Below are 18759 nucleotides of genomic sequence, written 5' to 3'. Positions count from 1 at the left end.
CCCCACCACAACGCGGAACGGCCCGGTCCTCCCGCCGGAGGACCGAGCCGCGCTTCCACGGTCGTTACTGGCGTACGGTCAGATCACTGGTCGTCCGTCAGTCCCGAGCCGTCGCCCACTACACCGTCATCGGCCTGCTCACCGACGCCCGCCTCTTCACCGACACCGGCTTCCTCGCCTACTCCGGCTTCTTCACCAGCACCGGCTTCCTCACCAGCACCGGCCTCCTCGCCAGCTCCGGCTTCTTCACCAGCACCGGCGTCCTCACCGGCACCAGCTCCACCGGCGGCGCCCCCCGCACCGATCTGCGCGCCGACCGCCGCCAGCGCGGTGGTCACCGGCTGGAAGAAGGTCTCGCCGCCGACGGTGCAGTCGCCGCTGCCGCCCGAGGTCAGGCCGATCGCGCTGCCGTCCGCGGTGAACAGGGAGCCGCCGCTGTCGCCGGGCTCCGCGCAGACGTTGGTCTGGATGAGGCCGGTGACCGTGCCCTCCGGGTAGTTCACGGTGGCGTCGAGGCCCGTGACCTGGCCGTCGAACAGGCCGGTGGTGCTGCCCATCCGGATGACCTCTTGGCCGACGGCGGCCTCCGCGGCCTGCGTGATCTCCACGCTCTGCTGGCCGGTGTTCACCGTGCTGGGTGCCTCGGTCGCCGGGTCGTCGTACTTGACGAGCGCGAAGTCGCCGTCGCCGGGGAACGTGGCCGTCTCGACCGTGCCGATCGGCGCGCCCGCCTCCGAGTCCGACCACTCGGCGGCGGCGACACCGCAGTGACCCGCGGTCAGGAAGCCCGGGCTGCCGTCGTCGGCGACGACGTTGAAGCCGAGCGAGCAGCGTGATCCGCCGCCGAAGATGGCGTCGCCGCCCTCGGCGAACGTCTTGAACTCACCGGCGGACTTCTTGATGGTCGCCATGCCCGTGCCGAGGCTCTGGACGGTCGACTCCAGCTGGTCCCAGTTGGCACCCGTGACGGTGCTGTCGGCGGTGACCTGGATCTTGTTCGTCCTGGGGTCGACGGCCCACGAGGTGCCGGGAATGGTCGCCTCGGACTTCAGCGTCTGCGAGGCCGACTTGAGTTCGGTGGTGCTGTTGGCGACCTCACGAACGACCGCGCCCGCCTGCTCCGCCTGGAGGACGATGTTGTTGTTGTCGCCCACGACGTTGATGATGAGCTGCTGCTTGTCCGAGTCGTAGTACGCACCGGCAAAGGCTTCACCGAGCTGTTCGGACAGTTGCGAGGCGAGGTCCGACGCGTCCGCGGCCTGCATCGTTCTGGGGGCGGCGCCTTCCGTCGCGTCGGTCTGGGACGCCATCGCGTTCGGCAGGATCAGTGCCGCTGCTCCGAGCGCCACCACGCTGCCTGCGGCTATGACGGCCTTGCGCTTCGGTATCCGCTTGTGACTCAACTTCCTGACCTCCTGGGGACGGGGTCCGAGCCGCCGTTCGGCAGCTGACTGCGGGCGCCTGGATGGCTGTTGGTACGGATGCGCCAGGTGTGGCGTTCAACGTGGTTTCCCAACTTCCTTTGCGAAAGCGCGAATCCGTGTGCACGGCATCCGCCCGCCGACGGCGGGGAACAATGGCCGCATGACGCTGACCACCGCCGATGCGGACAAGATCCTCGCGGACAACTTCGCCCCCTGGGTGATCGAACTCGGCCTGTCCGTCGAATCGTTGGGAGCGCACCGTGCGGTGTTGCGGCTGCCCTGGTCCGGGCTGCTCGCGCGCGAGGGCGGTTCCTTGTCCGGTCAGGCGCTGATGGCCGCGGCGGACACGGCGACAGTGATCGCGGTGTCGGTGGCTCGCGGCTCGTACGGGCCGATGACCACGGTCCAGCAGTCCACCGCGTTCCAGCGCGCGGTCACGGACTCGGACGTCCTGATCGACGCGGTCGTCACCAAACTCGGCCGGCGTATGGCGTTCGCCGACATCACGATGACCGCCGAGGGCACGGAGGAGATCGCGGCCCGCGCGAGCACGGTGTACGCGCTGCTCGGCTGAAGGCCTCGCTGTTCGGGGTCCCGAAGACCTCAACGTCCGGGGGCTCGAAGTCCCCGACGTCCGGGGGCTCGGAGTCCTGAACGTCCGAAATCCAGAAGTCCGGAAAGTCCGGAATCCATTCGGGCGGGCCGAAAGGCGCCATTCGGGTCTATTCCCGTGATGCCATCGAGAATCCGATGACCCCCAATGGATCCCCTATTGGATCTGGATGCACCATCGGCCTACCTTCGAGGCATGTCAAAGATTCTCTTCGTAGTGACCGGTGTCGACTTCTGGACTCTCACCGACGGCACCAAGCACCCGACCGGCTTCTGGGCGGAGGAGGTCGTCGCCCCGTACGAGGCCTTCAAGGCCGCGGGCCACGAGATCGTCGTGGCCACCCCGGGCGGCGTCGCGCCGACCGTGGACAGGGGCAGCCTGGCCGCCGAGGTCAACGGCGGCCAGGACGGCGCCGACAAGGTCGCCGCCACCCTCGCCTCCCTCACCGAGCTGCGGCATCCGATCCGGGTCGAGGACGTGGACCTCGACGAGTACGCGGCCGTCTTCTACCCCGGCGGCCACGGCCCCATGGAGGACCTCGCGGTCAACGCCGACTCGGGCAGGCTCCTCACCCTCGCCCTGGAGTCCGGCAAGCCGCTCGGTGTGGTCTGTCACGGCCCGGCCGCGCTGCTGGCCGCCACCAAGGGGAACGGCGACAACGCCTTCGCGGGCTACCGCCTGACCGGCTTCACCAACACCGAGGAGACGCAGGCCGGGCTCGCCGACAAGGCCAGGTGGCTGCTCCAGGACCGCCTGGTGGAGATCGGCACCGACTTCCAGGAGGGCGAGCCCTGGGCGCCGTACGTGGTCGTCGACCGCAACCTCGTCACCGGCCAGAACCCCGCTTCCTCCGCCCCGCTCGCCACCGAACTCCTCAAGAAGCTGGCCTGACGGCTCCTCGAGAAGGCGCCGGATTGACGCCACTCCGGTAACACAGGCCACCTCTTTGCACTCCGCTACCACCTGGTAACAGCCCGTTCGTGCGATGGAGCGGAATCCTGGCTTCAGGAAATCTGCACATCGAATACGCACCCGGGTCACGGCACGCGACGAATCTGCACAGCGATCCGTCGCGTGCCGCGCCTTTGCGAGGAGTGCCCGATTCGGGACCGCGTCCCCCACCGCCGGAATGTGAATCACCCAGGGGCCATGTGAAGAAGTCGGCACCGAGGCGTGAGCACGCCTGCACGGATAGGTCGTTCCGGGGCTCAAATGCCCTGATCACATAGGCCGTTGATTGGATGCCTGCCACGGCACCGTGCTTTGATCCTTTGCACCGCGGGGGTCGTCGACGGTTCTCGTTTCCGGGTTCCGGACGCTCGCGGTCGCGGCCGACCATCTGTCCCCCAGAGGGGGCCGCTCCCCCCTTGTGAATACCAATAGGAAGGGAAGTTCCATCATGAACTCCACCCCCCAGGTCCAGACCGTCGAGATCTCCGACGCCGAGCTCGACAACGTCTCCGGCGGCCTTTCGGTCAACGCCGTTGGCACCGTCACCGGTCTGCTGGACCAGGTCGCCCCGGGTGTCACCCCGCTCGTCGGCGCGGTCGTCGGCACCGTTGAGGGCGCGACCGGCCTGAACACCGGCGCGGTCAGCGGCCTGGTCTCCGGCCTCTGATCACTTCTGTGATCGCATAGTTCGCCTTGAGTCCCGGAACCGCTTCCCGGTTCCGGGACTCTCGGGTGCCGCAAACCGGATGCTGTCCCACGGGTCACGTCATCCGGATGCCGTGAATCAGTCGGCTCGCCCCTGAGCCGCTCATCAGTCGCAGGTGAGGGAAGTCCCGTGCAGTTCCGCCAACAGGCCCTCGCCAAGCTGCAGTCACCGGAAGAGCTCGACCTGCCGGTGCGCTTCGCCCGCCCCCAGGGCTGGCTCGTGCTGTCCGTGACGGTGGTCGTCATGGCGGCCGCGTCGGTCTGGGCCGTGACGGGTTCCGTGGCGTCCACGGTGAGCGCGCCCGCCATCCTCACGCACGGACAGGGCAGTTACCTCCTGCAGAGTCCCGTCGCCGGCCAGGTCACCGCGGTCCTCGCCAAGCAGGGCCGGCGGATCGCCGCGAACGCTCCCGTGCTCAAGGTCCGTACGGAAAAGGGCGAAACAGTCGTCCGCAGCGTCGCTGCCGGCCGGATCACCGGCCTGGCCGCCACGATCGGCGCGATCATCACCACCGGCGCGAACGTCGCCGCCGTGGAGAAGGTCGCCGGCGCCGACGATCCGCTGTACGCGACGGTGTACGTGCCCGCCGAGAACGCCGCCTCCATTCCCTCGAACGCGGCCGTGGACCTCACCGTCCAGTCGGCGCCGACCCAGCAGTACGGGGTGCTGCGCGGCCATGTGAAGTCGGTCGACCGGGCCGCCCAGAGCGAGCAGCAGATCGCCGCCTTCCTCGGCGACAGCCAGCTCGGCGAACAGTTCACGAAGAAGGGCAGGCCGGTGGCCGTCCTCGTCCGCCTCGACCGTTCGTCCGGCACGGAGTCCGGCTACAAGTGGTCGTCGGCCGAGGGCCCGCCGTTCCGGCTCGACTCCATGACCGTGGCCGACGGTTCGATCCGCCTGGCCGATCAGCGTCCGATCGATTGGCTGCTCCCGTGACCGCACCCCAGGAACAGGCGGGCACCTCGGCCACCGTGAGCACCTCGGGCACCTCGGGATCCCAACTGCCGCCGCCCGTACGGGGCAGGCGCCGGGCCGCGCCGCCGAAGCGTACGGTCCCCAAGGGCCGGCGCAGGACCGTCCGTACGCCCACCGTCCTGCAGATGGAGGCCGTGGAGTGCGGCGCCGCCTCGCTCGCGATGGTGCTCGGCCACTACGGCCGGCACATCCCGCTGGAGGAGCTGCGCATCGCCTGCGGTGTCTCGCGTGACGGCTCGCGGGCCAGCAACCTGCTGAAGGCGGCGCGGAGTTACGGCCTCACGGCCAAGGGCATGCAGATGGACACGACCGCGCTCGCCGAGGTGAAGGCGCCCGCGATCCTGTTCTGGGAGTTCAACCACTACGTCGTCTACGACGGCATGGGGCGCCGCTTCGGCCGACGCGGGGTGCACATCAACGACCCCGGCAAGGGCCGCCGGTTCGTCCCCATGGAGGACTTCGACACGAGCTTCACCGGTGTCGTGCTGGTCATGGAGCCGGGTCCGGACTTCAAGAAGGGCGGCCGCAAGCCAGGCGTCATGGGGGCCATGCCGGCCCGGCTGCGCGGCACCTCGGGCACCATGCCGGCGGCGGTCCTGGCGAGCCTGCTGCTGGTCGCGGTCGGCGCCGCGGTGCCCGCGCTCAGCCGGCAGTACATCGACATGTTCCTGATCGGCGGGCAGACCTCGCTGCTCGGGGTGCTGTTCGCGTCGATGGGCGCGACAGTGCTGCTGACGGTCGTGCTGACCTGGCTGCAGCAGGCGAACCTGCTGCGCGGCCGCATCATCTCGTCCACGCTCAGCAGCGCGAAGTTCCTGCGCCATCTGCTGCGCCTGCCGGTCACCTTCTTCGCCCAGCGCAGTCCGGCCGACCTGGTGCAGCGGCTCCAGTCCAACGACGCGGTGGCCGAGACCCTGGCCCGGGACCTCGCGGCGGCCGGCGTGGACGCGGTCGTCGTGGTCCTGTACGCCGTGCTGCTCTACACGTACGACCCGCAGCTCACGGCGGTGGGCATCGGCGTCGCGCTGCTCAACATCGTGGCGATGCGCGTGGTGATCCGGCTTCGGGCCACGCGTACGGCGAAGCTGCGGGCGGACAGCGCGCGGCTGACCAACACGGCGTACACCGGGCTGCAGTTGATCGAGACGATGAAGGCGACGGGCGGCGAGGAGGGCTACTTCCGCAAGTGGGCCGGGCAGCACGCGACCACGCTGGAGGAGCAGCAGCGCCTCGGTGTGCCAAGTGCCTGGCTGGGTGTGGTCGCGCCGACACTCGCGTCCGTCAACAGTGCGCTGATCCTGTGGATCGGCGGTATGCGGGCCGTGGAAGGCGGCATATCCGTCGGCCTGCTCGTCGCGTTCCAGGCGCTGGTGACCCGCTTCACCGCGCCGATCACCCGGCTCAACGGTGTCGCGGGCCGCATCCAGGACTTCGCGGCCGACGTGGCGCGTCTCAAGGACGTCGAGAACTTCGAGGCCGACCCGATCTATGCGCGCCGCGGCGGGGCCGACAGCACCCGCAGGCTGCACGGCCATGTGGAGCTGGAGAACATCACGTTCGGCTACAGCCCCCTCGACAAGCCGCTGTTGTCCGGTTTCTCGCTGACGGTCGGCCCCGGCCAGCAGGTCGCGCTGGTCGGCGGCTCCGGAAGCGGCAAGTCGACGGTGTCCAGGCTGATTTCGGGGCTCTACGCACCCTGGGAGGGCGTGATCCGTATCGACGGGCAGCGTCTGGACGACATCCCCCGGGGCGCGCTCGCGGCCTCCGTCTCCTTCGTCGACCAGGACGTGTTCCTCTTCGAGGGGACGGTCCGCGACAACATCGCGCTGTGGGACCCGTCGGTCCCGGACGACGCGGTGATCGCGGCGCTGGAGGACGCGGCCCTGTACGACGTGGTCACGCGCCGCCCGGGCGGCATCCAGAGCCGCGTCGAGCAGGACGGACGCAACTTCTCCGGCGGCCAGCGTCAACGCCTGGAAATCGCACGGGCGTTGGTGCGCAGGCCCAGCATCCTGGTGCTCGACGAGGTGACGAGCGCCCTGGACGCGGAGACCGAGCAGACCGTCATCGACAACCTCCGCAAGCGCGGCTGCGCCTGCGTGGTGATCGCGCACCGGCTCAGCACCGTGCGGGACAGCGACGAGATCGTGGTGCTCCAGCACGGCACGATCGTGGAACGCGGGCGTCACGACGCCCTGGTGGCGGCCGGCGGCGCGTACGCCGAGCTGGTCAGGGAGCGATGAGATGACGTCCCCGTACGAACAACCCGTCACCCAACCCGTCACCGAGGGCGACTACGTCCTCGCCGCGCTCGGCGGCATGGGCACCCCGGTCGACGGCTCCGGCCTCACCCGACTGGACCTCGAAGGCCCGCACGTGCTGTGGCTCGTCGTGTCCGGCGCCATGGACCTGTTCGCCGTCGACGCGGCCCAGCAGGGCCACTGGCATCACCTCGGCCGCCTCGAAGCGGGCTCCCTGCTGCTCGGCCCGGTCGCGGGACCCCAGCACACCCTGGTCGGCAGGCCGCTGCGCGAGTGCGTACTGCGCCGCATCGCGCTGCGCGAGCTGTACCAGCCCCCGCAGACCGAGACCTGGACGTACGACGAGTACGGCAACCCCCAGCACGTACCGCCCGCCACGAGCCCCCTGGAGTACGCCCTCTCGCTCGGCGTCGGCCGCGGACTGGCCATCCTGTTCGAGGCGCCCCTCGCCACCGAGCGCGACGCCGTGCTGACCGACGAAGACATCCTGTGGATGCAGGTGCCGCCGGGCAGCGTGCAGTACGGCTCCATGTACGGCGCCGAGGCCGCCGCCGACCTGTTGGTCGACCCGGCGATGTGGCAGGCCCTGGTCGACCAGCAGTACCGGCTGCTCGCCACGCTCGACCGCTGGATAGAGCAACTGGAGCGCACCCACGAGAACCGTACGGCCGCGGGCATCAAGGCCGGTGAGGCGGTCCGCGCCCAGGCCGACCAAACGCTCATCGCCTCCATGTCCAAAACCTCGGGGTCGCGTTCGGGCTCGGCGGACGCCGACGCCACGTACGCCGCCTGCAAACTCGTCGCCCGCGCGGCCGGGATCACGCTCGCCGACCCCGGGCAGGGCGGCACGGAGAGCGACCGCCTCGACCCGGTGGAGCAGATCGCGCTCGCCTCCCGCGTCCGCGTGCGCGCCGTGCGCCTCGACGGGCGCTGGTGGCGCGACAACATCGGTCCGCTCGTCGGGCACCGGGTCGCGTCAGGCGCTCCGGCGGCGCTGCTGTGGCGGCGCGGCGGATACGTGGCGGTACATCCGTCGAGCGGCCGGGAGACTCCCGTCGAGAAGGCCAACGCTGCGGAGTTCGAGGCGCGCGCGGTCATGTTCTACCGGCCGCTGCCCGAGCGCGCGTTGAGCCCGCTGCGGCTGCTGCGGTTCAGCCTCCGGGGCACCGGCGGCGACATGCGCAATCTCGCGGTCAGCGGGCTGGTGACGGTGGCGCTCGGCGCGCTGGTGCCGATCGCCACCGGCAAGGTGCTGGGCGAGTTCGTGCCGAAGGCCCAGGAGAGCCTGATCGTCCAGTTCTGCCTGGCCATCGTGATCGCCAGTGTCGTGTCGGCGGCCTTCATGCTGATGCAGAACCTGACCATGCTGCGGCTGGAGGGCCGTATCGAGGCCACGCTGCAACCGGCCGTGTGGGACCGGCTGTTGCGGCTGCCGACGAAGTTCTTCACCTCCCGCTCGACCGGCGAACTGGCCAGTGCAGCCATGGGCATCAGCGGCATCCGCCGCATGATGGCGGGCGTCGGCCCGGTGATCGTCCAGTCGGGCACGGTCGGCGCGATGAATCTCGTGCTCCTCTTCTGGTACAGCGTCCCCATGGCGCTCGCCGCGATCGGCATGCTCGTGGTGATCGCCGCCGTGTTCCTCGGGCTCGGCCTGTGGCAGATACGCTGGCAGCGCCGTCTTGTCGTGCTGAGCAACAAGCTCAACAACCAGGCCTTCCAGACCTTGCGAGGCCTGCCCAAGCTGCGGGTCGCGGCAGCGGAGAACTACGCGTACGCGGCCTGGGCGGGCGAGTTCGCCCGCAGCCGTGAGCTCCAGCAGCGGGTCGGCCGGATCAAGAACCTCACGACGGTGCTGGGCGCGGTGTACCTGCCGCTCTGCTCGCTCATCATGTTCATGTTGCTGGCAGGCCCCGCGCGCGGATCCCTTTCGGCCGCCGCCTTTCTGACGTTCAACACCTCCATGACCATGCTGCTGACCTCGGTCACCCAGCTCACGGGCTCCTTCGTCTCGATGGTCGCCGCGCTGCCGATGTTCGAGGAGATCAAGCCGGTTCTCGACGCGACACCCGAGGTCCGCGTGGCGAGCACCCGCCCCGCCGAACTGCGCGGCGCCATCGAGGCGAAGAAGCTGTCCTTCCGCTACACCGACGACGGTCCGCTCGTCCTCGACGACGTGTCCTTCGAGATCCGGCCGGGCGAGTTCGTGGCGATCGTCGGCCCCAGCGGCTGCGGCAAGTCCACCCTGCTGCGGCTGCTCATCGGCTTCGACAAGCCGGTCTCGGGCAGTGTGCTGTTCGACGGCCAGGACCTGGCGGCGCTCGACCAGTCGGCCGTACGCCGCCAGTGCGGTGTCGTACTCCAGCACGCGCAGCCGTTCACCGGCTCGATCCTGGACGTCATCTGCGGCACCGAGCCGTACACCCCGGAGGAGGCGATGGCCGCCGCCGAGATGGCCGGTCTCGCCGAGGACATCAAGCGCATGCCGATGGGCCTGCACACCATCGTCTCCGGCAGCGGCGCGGTCTCGGGCGGCCAGCGCCAGCGCCTGATGATCGCCCAGGCGCTGATACGCCGCCCCCGCATCCTCTTCTTCGACGAGGCGACCAGCGCGCTGGACAACGAGACCCAGCGCACGGTGATCGAGAGCACCCGCGCCCTGAACGCCACGCGCGTGATGATCGCGCACCGCCTGTCCACGGTCATGGACGCGGACCGCGTCATCGTGATGGAGGACGGCAAGGTCGCCCAGCAGGGCCCGCCCGCGCAGCTGCTCGCGGACACGGGCGGGCGGCTGCACGAGCTGGTGCGGCGGCAGATGCAGTGAGCGGTCAGTCGAGCCCCGGAACGGAGGCTCCTGAAGGGACTCCGGCCTCGACGTAGCGGGCGTAGATCTCCTGCCAGGGCGCGTCGGCACCGGCGTGCGGGCCGTCGAACCGCTCACCTCGGGCCCATGCGTCCAGAGCGGTGAGGCACACCTCCCAGCCGGCACCGTTGCGAGCGGCGGTGTTTTCGGCCACGAGGACGTTGGTGAGCGTGAAGCGGGTGCGCTTCTCGTCCAACTCCTCGAGATCGAAGTGCAGTTCATCACCGCCCCAGTCGAAGGAGAGGTGCCGGGGCGGATCGACGGCGAGGACATGACCCGTCGAGTCCTCCAGGTTCGGATCGTCGCTGAACCGGACCGTGCCGCCGACGCGCAGCTCGATCACGGCGCGCGACGGGAACCAATGGGCCAGTTCGTCCGTGTCCGTCACGAACTGCCAGACGCGGTCGACCGGGTGATCGTAGGTGCGGCTGAAGCGGACGGCCGGGCGGCCGTCGTCGAGGGTGAGGTACGTACCGGTGGGGGTGGTGGGTTCCGTGGACATGGTGACTCAGTCCTTCGGGGTGGGGTCTTGGCTGCCTGCGTCCGACGACTCCCCCGTTGTCGGTGCCGCCGTGGCCGTGGTCGCCGTCTCGTCCAGGCGTCGGCCCAGCGCGTCGAGGCCGGCGTTCCAGAGCTTGCGGTACGGGGCCAGCCACGCGTCGAGCTCCGCGATCGGCGCCGGGTCGAGGGCGTAGACCCTGCGCTGCGCGTCCTGGCGCACGCGCACCAGGCCGGCGTCCCGCAGCACCTTCAGGTGCTTCGACGTGCTCGGCTGGCTCAGTCCGCACGCCTCGACGATCTCACCGACGGGCCGCGGCCGCTCCAGGAGGAACGCGACGATGGCCCGCCGGTGCGGGTCGGCGAGGGCGGTCCAGAGGGAAGCGTCGGACATGCCACCAATATGCCTTGGTGGTTATATTCTCGTCAAGGCATACTGCTCTCGGGGCGGGCTCGGTTCGGCGCGGCGCGGCGTCGGGGCAGCAGGGCGACCGCCGCCACGGGGATCGCGGCGACGACGAGCCAGGGCACGGCCGGCGGGAGGCCGGCGTCGAGGAGGGACCCCGTGACCGCGCTGCCCGCGAGGACGATGAGACCTGAGACCGAGGACAGCGCGCCCGTGTAGAGGCCGAGCCTGCCGTCGTCGGCGAGGTCGGGTATCCAGGCGCGGGCGGCGGGCGCGACGAGCATCTGGCCGAGGGTGAGCAGGACGACGTAGCCGGCCGCGGGAAGGAGCCCCACCGTTCCCGTCCACCCGGCGGGCCGGGCCGCGGCCACGACAGCGAGGCCCGCCGCGATGAGCAGCAGCCCCGCGACCATGGAACGGCGCAGGTCGAGCCGGTCTCCTGCCCAGCGCGTGACCGGCAACTGGGCCGTCACGACCAGTAGCGAGGAGAGGGCGAACAGCCAGGCCAGCGGCGCCTGCGAGCCCGCCGTGCGCTCCACTTCGACGGGGAGGAGCTGGTAGAGCTGGTTGTACGCGAGCAGGTAGGCGCCGTACGCACCGCACAGGGCCAGGAAGCGACGGTTGCGCACCAGGCGGCGGACACCGCCGCGGCTCTTCACATGGGCCCGGCCGGGGATGCGCTGCGGGAGCAGCCGCGCGTGTCCGGCCAGGACGAGTACGAAGACTCCGGCACCGGCCAGGCAGACCGTGCGGAAGTCCACGGCCAGCAGCAGCGCGCCGAGGAGCGGGCCGAGGAACGCCCCGGCCTGGCCCGCAACGGTGAACAGAGCCAGTACATGGGTACGCGGGCCGTCGCCCGCCTCCTCCCGGCACACCGCCTGCCGGGCCACCTCCGACTCGACGGCGGGCGAGAACAGCGCGGCGGCGAAGCCGATCAGGAGCACGGCGCCGATGACCGTCCAGCTCGCCTCCGCGTGGCCGAGCCAGCCGAAGCCCGCGATCCGCAGCACGCAGCCCGCGAGCACCACCGGCCGGACCCCGTACCGGTCGGCCAGCGCGCCGCCCACCACGAACAGCCCCTGCTGGCTGAAGGTGCGCAGGCCCAGCACCAGTCCGACCAGCCAGCCCGCCATGCCGATCGCCGTACCCAGGTGCTCCGCGAGGAAGGGCAGCACGGCGAAGAAGCCGACGTTGAAGGCGAGTTGGGTGAGGATGAGAAGCCGGAGCAGCGGCGAGAGAGCGGCGAAGGTCCGCAGCGAGGAAAGGACCCTCCGCTGGGGACGGCCCGCTGCGGTGCGACGAGCGGTGCGAGCGGGGCGCCCGTCGGAGCAGGGGGAAGGGCGCCCCGGAAGGGTGAAGTGGTTCAGGACAGCGGAACTTCGAAGTGCACGATCCCCTGCTCGCCGCCGGGCTCCGCGCGCTCGTCGTGGACCACCTTGCCCAGCGAGCGCCAGAACGCCTCGGCACCGGGCACCGCCGGATCCGTGTGCAGGTAGACGGCCCGGTAACCGCCGTCCGCGGCCGCGAAGTCGAGCAGCGCGTCGACCAGGCGCCGGGCCAGGCCCCGTCGCCGGTGCTCGGGGCGTACGTAGACGCGGCGCAGCTGGGCGGTCTCGCCGGAGGTATAGCGTTCGGCGAGGTGACGGGGGTTCGGCGGATGCGCCGGGCCCCGGGAATCGAGCGCGGCCGTCGCGGCCACGGTGCCGTCCCGCTCGTCGACCGCGACCAGCAGGGCGTGCCGGGCGGGCACGAGGTAGGCGTGGTCGAGGCCGATGATGTCGCGGTGCCAGTGCGGTACGTATCCGGTGCCGAAGTCCCGGTAGACGGTGTCGAGCATCACGGACCGCGCGCCGTCGAGGTCGTCGGAGGTCGCCGTTCTTATGCAGTAGCTATGCACTTGCACATCATATGCATTAAGGCTGGGCGGCTCTTTCCGGGGTGGGTTCCGAGGTGGATTGCGAGGCCGACGGGGAGGCGGATTCCGGAGTGGGGCCCGTCCGCCGCCAGGAGCCCCGCCATACGACCCACACATGGCCGTCCGGCCCGTGGTGCACGTTCAGTCCGTCGACGACGGTCAGGAGCGGCAGGTTCCTGGCGGTGACCTGGTCGACGGTGTCCAGCGAGACCTTGACGTCATCGGTGGCCGCCACGGTGATGCCCACAGGGTCCGCGGTGAGGACGATCCTGCACAGGTCGGCGCCGCTGCGCGCCAGCAGACATCCGCTCGCGGCGCGGCCGGCGTCGAGCACCGGGGAGAGGAACGACAGCGGGGCCTCGATCACGCGCGTCACCGCCACAGCGGCCGCCTCCGCCGCCAACTCCCCGTCCGCACGGGAGAAATGAGCGGTGAACTCCATCTCCAAAGCGGGCTCCATGAGCCCGCACTCGGTCAGCAGCGGCGGCCCGCCCGACGGAGTGCGTACCGGCGTACCCACTGCCAACCCTCCTTGGTCCGACAGTCGCACGAGAAGCGATGCCACCGGGGACTTGGGCAGCACAGCGACTCTACGTCCACAACACCCCTTTGGGCAGGGCACGTTGAGAGACCACTAAGACCAAAAGTCAACCAGTGAAGCCAAAATTCACTGGGTCGAGTGAACCAGATCTTGCGGAGTGAGCGGCAGGGATGGTTCCGGCTCCGTCCGGGTAACTACCGAGATCAAATGCGCCCTCTCCCGCGCGAGGTGGACCCGACATGCCGCCGGAAACCCATGACCATGCCGCTCGACCCCCCGAGTGCGGCTCGACGGGGTCCGGACTCCCGGCGGCGAATCCGTACGCCCACAGCTACCTGAGGGGCGGGTTCACGGTCGTCGAGGTGCTGGGCGAGATCGACATGGCGACGGCAGGCGCTCTGGCCGAGCACCTGGACGCCGCGGCCGCGCGCCCGGCCCACCAGGTCCTGGTGGACCTCCGCCCGGTCGACTTCTTCGACTGCTCGGGGCTGCGCGTCCTGTGCCGGGCCGACCGCCGGGCGAAGGAGCACGGCGGCTCGCTCCGTCTCGTCTCCGATCAGCCCCGCATCCACCGTCTCCTACGTGCCTCCGACCTCCTCAGCCGCTTCCCGCCGCTCCCGGAACTTCCTCCTCCAGCCCGTCCGGAAAGCGAATCACCACCGCCCCCTCCTGGTTGACCCGCACTCCTGCCCGCGTCCGCAACGCCCCAGGATCGCAGGGCCGCACGGGGTCGGCGCTGAGCACGACGAGGGTGACGAGGAGGTGGGAGCGGCCCGGGTGGGCGGGCAGCCGGAGACAGGGAGTGGCGGAGTACTCGCCGTAGGCGTTGGCGCCCCGGGCCCGGGCGACCGCGCCGCCCGGCAGACAGTCCTCTTCGTCGGACTCGGGCGTCCCCCAACCATGCAGCGCGACGACGGCGCTCGTGAGGCCGTCCCCCTGGCGACGCGCCAGCGCCCAGCCGGGCCCCGTGGACTCGACCAAGGGCCCGCTGTCATCGGCCAGGGCCCACCCTCCTTCGCGAACGACGGCCCCCGGGGGCCCTTCGACCCGATGCACCCGCACCTCCCAGGGACCGTGGACCACGCTCGTCGTCTCGATGCGGTGTTCCTCCCCGGAACCCGGCAGGACCGCCCGGTGCCAGGACGCGGCACACCGCCCTTCGGCACCCAGCGGGTGGATCCGATCGCGCCGGGAGACGGCGGTCCCGTCGGCCGTGAGCAGGGCGATGTGGTTGTCGAACCCGGTGACAGTCCCCGTCCCTGTCGCGGGACCGCCCGCCGGAGTTTCGGGGGCCGCGGCACCGGAGTACGCGAACTTCGTGTAGTGCGGGCTGTCCTCGGCCTCGGCCGGAGGCGGCGGCAGACGGTCGCTGCCGTGGTTGACGAGCCGTACGATCCCGTCGGCGGCCGTCGAGTGGAGCAGCCAGCCGGGAGCGGGCAGGGCGAGGTACGCGTCTTCCGTGTCCACCGGGCCCGGTTCCTCGGGAGCCGTCCACACGGGGTGCTCGGCGGGGACCAGCAGGCCGAGGAACGCCTTGCTCGCCCAGTACGGCGAGGCGGGCCCCGAGTACCGCTGGGTGACCGGGAGAAAGGGCCGGTACCAGCCCAGGCTCAGCAGTCCCCGCTCGTCGGGCACCCCGCGTTCGGCGAAGTGTCTCAGCGCGCCCGAGGCCAGCCGGCGGGTACGCCCCGGTGGCAGCGGAGTCGCGTCGGCGAGCGCGCCGGCCCACAGCGGGGCGGCCGTCGCGTAGCGGTACGTCAGGGACCGGCCCTGGTGGACGGGCGCGCCGTCGGAGCCGAAGAAGTACTGGTGGACGCCGAGGAATTCCCGCAGCCGGGACCGGTGGACGGCCGTCAGCGCCGGGTCCGCGCGCGGTCCGGCGATACGGGCCCACAGGATCGGATAGAGGTGCAGGGCCCAGGCGTTGTAGTAGTCGAACTTGCGGCCGTCGCCGTCGGTGTACCAGCCGTCGCCCCGGTACCAGTCCTCGATGCGTGCGAGGCCGCCATCGATCTCGGCCCGGCTGTGCGGAGCTCCCACGGACGCGAGGAACTCCTCCGTGATCACCTGGAAGAGCCGCCAGTTGGAGTCGTTGACATCGGCCCCGACGAACCCGCCCAGCCACGCCGCCACCCGCTGGCGTACCGCGTCGTCGAGCTTGTCCCAGATCCACGGTCGCGTCTCGTGCAGGGCGATCGCGATCGAGGCGGCCTCGACCATCGGCTGGGACCGGTCGGCGATGGGTGGCCAGCGGTCGGCGCCGTGCGGGTCGGTGCCCGCGGCGAGCCCGGCCGCGTACCGCTCGATCAGCGCGGGCGAGACCTGCCCGCCGGATCCCGCGATACGGAAGGCGGCGAGCAGGAAGGAGCGGGCGTAGCCCTCGAGGCCGTCGGACCAGGGCCCGGAGTGGCTGGCCCGGCCGGGTAGCCGGTACTGGGCCAACTCCCTTGAGGCATAAGGGAGCAGGCCGTCCAGGAGGCGGTCGGCCATCGCCTCCCAGTGTGCTCGGGTCCAGCCTGTGACGGGTGACTGGGTGGGGTCGAGGGGCGGCAGGTGGGAAGAGTGCGTCGGGTCGGGGAGCGACACATGCGGCGCGGTCATGCGGGGGTGGGTCCTCCGTCAGTGGGGGCGCCCCGGTGGGGGCGGCTGGACGCTGTCGCGTACGACGATGTGGGTGCCGAGCAAGTGGTGGGAGTTCGCGGCGTGTTCGGGGTCGCGCAGGGCAATGCGGACGGCGGCGCGGCCGAGTTCTTCCGCGGGGGTGTGCACGGTGGTGAGCGGGGGGTTGAAGTCCTCCGCGAGCGGGATGTCGTTGTAGCCGACTACGGAGATGTCGTCCGGGACGCGCAGGCCGGCCTCGCCGATGGCGCGAATGGCTCCGGCGGCGACCATGTCGTCACCGGCGAAGACAGCGGTGAAGTCATGGGCGTCCTTCAGGAGTTCGGCCATCGCCCGGTGCCCGGCGCCGCGGCCGAGTCCGCAGTCGACGACGTGCGCGGCCTCGGGGCCGAGCCCGTGCTCGGCGAGCGCGGCCCGGTATCCGGCGACGCGGGCGTCCAGGGTCGTGTTGCCGGGCAGTCCGCCGAGGAAGACGATGCCGCGATGGCCCGCCGAGAGGAGATGGCCGGTCATGGCGCGGGCTCCGGCCTCGTTGTCGAACTCCACGACCAGCGCGGGGATGTCGGGGTCGGGCGCGGGCCGTCCACACAGCACGAGCCGGGCGCCGGCGGAGTCGAGGGCGTGCGCGTAGTGGGCCACGCGCTCGCGGTAGGCGTCGTCCTCGACGACTCCGCCGACGAGGATCACCAGCCTGGCTCCCTCCTCCCGCATCAGCTGCACGAACTCCAGTTCGCGCGCCGGGTCCCCGCCCGTGGCGCCGACCAGGCACAGCCAGCCGCGCGCGGCCGCCTCCGCCTCGACACCCTCGGCGACCTGCGCGTAGAAGGGGCTGGTGACCTGCCGCAGGACGACGGCGACCATCTTGCGGCCGCCGCCGACCAGGGCGCGGGCGTGTGCGTTGGCGACGTAGTCGAGGTCGCGGGCCGCGCGCAGCACGCGGGCCCGCGTGGACGCCGGCACCGGGTGGTTGCCGCTGAGTACGCGCGACACGGTGGCCATGGACACGCCTGCCCGCTCGGCGACCTCGCGGATCGTGACCCGCCGCTTCGCCGTCGGCTCCGCCTCTGCCATGTCGTTGCCCATCTCCCCGTGTCTCCCCTCGCGACCGCCCGACGTGCCACGTCAGCTGTTGGCGGCGTAGTCCTTGGCGTATTCGTCGGCCATTCTGTCGCCACCCCGCTGCCGCCAGGTCTTGACCGCCGCGTCCCATTCGGACAGGGGCGTCCGGCCGGCGATGATCCCGGTGGCGGTGTCCTTGAGGAGCGTGTCGAGGGTGGTGCCCTGGGAGGTGTTCGTCGCGGACTGGAGCCCGAACGAGGCGTTGCGGATGGCGACCGGGACCGTCTTCACCTGCCAGGCGTGCAGGGCCTTCACCGCGTCGGGCATACCGGGCACGAACAGCGCCTGAGGCCCTTCGGCGAGGTACTTCAGCGGCAGGTTGGTGTTGTTCTCGACCTGGCCGAGGTCGTTGGGCTCGGGCGCGCCGTCCTTGGCCCGGGTGAAGTGAATGCCTTCCACGCCGTAGTGGACGAGCTCCCACTCCTTGCTGCCGAACGGCGCCGCGAGATAGTCGAGAACGCGCAGGAGCAGCTGGATGCGCTCCTTCTTCGCCTTCTTGAGGATGGTGTAGCCGAACGAGCGGCGAGCCCCGACGATGCCTCCGGGCGTCCCGCCCACGCTGTACGGAAGAGCGGGCGCAGGTGTGAACTCCCTTCCCTTCTCAAGGAACTTGGGGAGATAGCCGCCGAATCCGTCCTGCACCGAACCGACCGTCCCGCTGTAGTAGAGGGCGATCATGTCGATCTGGGAGATGGAGGTCGCGTCGGGGTGGTAGGAGCCCGCCTTGCGCAGCCGGAGCTGGAAGTCGAGCATCGCCTTGTAGCGCTCGTCGGCCGCGGACGGAAGGAACGTGCCGTCCTTCTTCACCGACCAGCCCCGTGCGTGGACGCCGTGCGCCGCGGAGTGGAAACCGTCACCGAACACGGACCCGACCGCCGCCCCCAGGCCGTACTTCTTCCCGCCGGTGCCCTTCTTGGCGACCGCCGCGAAGTCCTGGGCCGTCCAGCCCTCCCTCATCCCGGCGGCCTCGAAGGACTCCTGGTTGAGCCACAGCGTGGAGCCGGGCAGCGGGCGTTCCAGGGGGATGCCGTAGATACGGCCGCCGATGCGGCCCATGTCGCGCCAGGCGTGGGTGGGGATGTTCGCGAGGTTCGGGTAGTCCGCGACGGCGTCGCCGGAGAGGAACGGCGTGAGGTCCTCGGCGCGGCGCTGTACGAACTGGGCCTCACGCGGCAGCACGAACCCGGAGAACATGTTGATGATGTCCGGGAGTTCGCCCGGGTCGCCCGCCATCACGGTGGCCATCTTCTTCTGGTAGTCGGTCTGCGAGATGACCGTGTACTCGATCTTCACGCCGAGAGCCTTCTCGACCGCCTGCCAGAACCGGTTCGCCGAGGCCGGCTTCGGCGGTGTGCCGAAGGACACCGACATCACCTTGACGGTGGAGCCGTCACCGGGGGTGCGGGAGACCGATGTGGCCAGGTCGGCCGGGTAGGAGGTGTAGCCGGGCTGGACTCCCTCCTCGGTCGGGGCGAGGTCTGGCTTGGGCCCCGCGAAAGCCTTGTACGTGGGCCAAGGCGCCAGTTTCTTGCCCGCGTTGGAGACACCGTCGCCGCCGGACTCGGTGGAGCAGGCGGTCAGGGCGGCCGGAGCGGCGAGCGCGAGACCACCCACGGCGGCGGTGCGCATCAGGGCACGACGGGACAGCGGGGTAGCGGACATGCGAGTTCTCTCCCAGCTCTGGATGACAAGTTCTGGACGACAGGCTCTTGATGGACGGCCAAGTGGGACCGATGAAGACCGGTGCGGAACGACACGCCCCGTTTACGGGCGCGGGGCTGTGACATTTGCGGCTGCCGCGGGGCACGACCAGCCCTCACCGCCCCGCACTCCAAGTACCGACCCGGAGCGCCGCACCAGCAAGG

Annotated in this window: 16 protein-coding genes; 7 read left to right on the top strand and 9 right to left on the bottom strand. The window is 70.7% G+C overall.

The genetic code is table 11. The annotated features are described in order from the left end of the window. Positions 1-83: 83 nt before the first annotated feature. Positions 84-1403, bottom strand: coding sequence for a S1 family peptidase (locus ACTWQR_RS16805; RefSeq protein WP_443227868.1), 1320 nt, complete (start codon positions 1401-1403; stop codon positions 84-86). A 181-nt stretch (positions 1404-1584) separates the two neighbouring features. Between ACTWQR_RS16805 and ACTWQR_RS16800 the strand changes: the two genes are divergently transcribed. The 6 genes from ACTWQR_RS16800 to ACTWQR_RS16775 all read left to right on the top strand — a co-directional run bounded on the left by ACTWQR_RS16800 (position 1585) and on the right by ACTWQR_RS16775 (position 9757). After that, positions 1585-1998 (top strand): PaaI family thioesterase, encoded by a 414-nt coding sequence (locus ACTWQR_RS16800; protein WP_443227867.1) that lies wholly within the window; start codon positions 1585-1587, stop codon positions 1996-1998. 234 nt (positions 1999-2232) lie between these two features. After that, positions 2233-2928 carry a type 1 glutamine amidotransferase domain-containing protein gene (locus ACTWQR_RS16795; RefSeq protein WP_443227866.1) on the top strand — a complete coding sequence of 232 codons (696 nt, stop codon included), beginning with the start codon at positions 2233-2235 and terminating at the stop codon, positions 2926-2928. Positions 2929-3436: 508 nt separating this feature from the next. Further along, positions 3437-3655, top strand: a complete 219-nt coding sequence (locus tag ACTWQR_RS16790; RefSeq protein ID WP_443227865.1) for a type A2 lantipeptide — start codon at positions 3437-3439, stop codon at positions 3653-3655. Positions 3656-3823: 168 nt separating this feature from the next. Continuing rightward, a complete protein-coding gene (locus tag ACTWQR_RS16785) occupies positions 3824-4630 on the top strand; it encodes an HlyD family efflux transporter periplasmic adaptor subunit (protein WP_443227864.1) in 807 nt (268 codons plus the stop codon). Between the two features lie 65 nt (positions 4631-4695). Next, complete coding sequence (locus ACTWQR_RS16780) at positions 4696-6912, top strand: NHLP family bacteriocin export ABC transporter peptidase/permease/ATPase subunit (protein WP_443227900.1); 2217 nt, start codon at positions 4696-4698, stop codon at positions 6910-6912. 1 nt (position 6913) lies between these two features. Continuing rightward, complete coding sequence (locus tag ACTWQR_RS16775; protein WP_443227863.1) at positions 6914-9757, top strand: NHLP bacteriocin export ABC transporter permease/ATPase subunit; 2844 nt, start codon at positions 6914-6916, stop codon at positions 9755-9757. Between the two features lie 4 nt (positions 9758-9761). On the opposite strand, the gene ACTWQR_RS16770 is transcribed toward ACTWQR_RS16775, so the two are convergent. The 5 genes from ACTWQR_RS16770 to ACTWQR_RS16750 all read right to left on the bottom strand — a co-directional run bounded on the left by ACTWQR_RS16770 (position 9762) and on the right by ACTWQR_RS16750 (position 13135). After that, on the bottom strand, positions 9762-10298 hold the full coding sequence (locus ACTWQR_RS16770) for an SRPBCC family protein (protein ID WP_443227862.1): 537 nt from the start codon (positions 10296-10298) through the stop codon (positions 9762-9764). A gap of 6 nt (positions 10299-10304) precedes the next feature. Next, positions 10305-10688, bottom strand: a complete 384-nt coding sequence (locus ACTWQR_RS16765) for an ArsR/SmtB family transcription factor (protein ID WP_443227861.1) — start codon at positions 10686-10688, stop codon at positions 10305-10307. A 32-nt stretch (positions 10689-10720) separates the two neighbouring features. Continuing rightward, entirely contained in the window at positions 10721-11956 is a 1236-nt protein-coding gene (locus ACTWQR_RS16760; RefSeq protein ID WP_443227899.1) for an MFS transporter, read from the bottom strand. A 107-nt stretch (positions 11957-12063) separates the two neighbouring features. Continuing rightward, on the bottom strand, positions 12064-12597 hold the full coding sequence (locus tag ACTWQR_RS16755) for a GNAT family N-acetyltransferase (RefSeq protein ID WP_443227860.1): 534 nt from the start codon (positions 12595-12597) through the stop codon (positions 12064-12066). Between the two features lie 16 nt (positions 12598-12613). Beyond that, positions 12614-13135 (bottom strand): hypothetical protein, encoded by a 522-nt coding sequence (locus ACTWQR_RS16750; RefSeq protein WP_443227859.1) that lies wholly within the window; start codon positions 13133-13135, stop codon positions 12614-12616. A gap of 260 nt (positions 13136-13395) precedes the next feature. Between ACTWQR_RS16750 and ACTWQR_RS16745 the strand changes: the two genes are divergently transcribed. Continuing rightward, positions 13396-13833: an STAS domain-containing protein gene (locus tag ACTWQR_RS16745; protein ID WP_443227858.1), complete on the top strand. Its 438-nt coding sequence runs from the start codon at positions 13396-13398 to the stop codon at positions 13831-13833. Here ACTWQR_RS16745 and ACTWQR_RS16740 read toward each other — a convergent pair. The 3 genes from ACTWQR_RS16740 to ACTWQR_RS16730 are packed head-to-tail and all read right to left on the bottom strand — an operon-like array spanning position 13754 to position 18556. After that, a complete protein-coding gene (locus ACTWQR_RS16740) occupies positions 13754-15757 on the bottom strand; it encodes a DUF2264 domain-containing protein (protein WP_443227857.1) in 2004 nt (667 codons plus the stop codon). The genes ACTWQR_RS16745 and ACTWQR_RS16740 overlap by 80 nt on opposite strands. Positions 15758-15775: 18 nt before the next feature. Then, the gene (locus tag ACTWQR_RS16735; protein ID WP_443227856.1) at positions 15776-16858 is read right to left on the bottom strand and encodes a LacI family DNA-binding transcriptional regulator; all 1083 of its coding nucleotides are present in this window, start codon (positions 16856-16858) and stop codon (positions 15776-15778) included. Positions 16859-16897: 39 nt separating this feature from the next. Beyond that, positions 16898-18556 (bottom strand): extracellular solute-binding protein, encoded by a 1659-nt coding sequence (locus tag ACTWQR_RS16730; protein ID WP_443227855.1) that lies wholly within the window; start codon positions 18554-18556, stop codon positions 16898-16900. Between the last annotated feature and the right edge of the window lie 203 nt (positions 18557-18759).

Origin of the sequence: Streptomyces sp. 2A115 (genome assembly GCF_052245575.1) — a bacterium.
In the GTDB taxonomy this organism is placed as follows: domain Bacteria; phylum Actinomycetota; class Actinomycetes; order Streptomycetales; family Streptomycetaceae; genus Streptomyces.
Note: the sequence above shows the minus strand (reverse complement) of the source record. Positions and strands in the feature narration are given on the sequence as shown.